This window comes from Acinetobacter sp. A47 (assembly GCF_000805455.1).
Taxonomy (GTDB): Bacteria; Pseudomonadota; Gammaproteobacteria; order Pseudomonadales; family Moraxellaceae; genus Acinetobacter.
Map to the genome: position 1 here is coordinate 1 of NZ_JSUS01000002.1, position 261 is coordinate 261.

Below are 261 nucleotides of genomic sequence, written 5' to 3' on the forward strand. Positions count from 1 at the left end.
CTGTACCGGCGATCGGATCAGTACCATTGACCGGATTGATCTCTGGTGCTGCCGGTGGCGTAACATCCACAGTGAAGCCTTGAGTGTCAGTAACCGTGCTGCTGTTACCTGCTGCATCAGTGAAGGTCGCTGTCGCATCGATAGTGGCATCGGTGTCTGCCAGCAAGTCGCTACCGGCTACATCAGCTGTCCAGTTACCTGTTGCTGCATCAACCGTTGCGGTGTAAGTCACGCCATTGATGAGGAGTGTAACCACAGTCG

The 261-nt window shown here is 54.8% G+C and carries 1 protein-coding gene; it reads right to left on the minus strand.

The features are described 5' to 3' along the window. Positions 1–261, minus strand: a 261-nt coding sequence (locus OC23_RS19120) for a hypothetical protein (RefSeq protein WP_038342627.1), incomplete at both ends; no start/stop codon positions are given.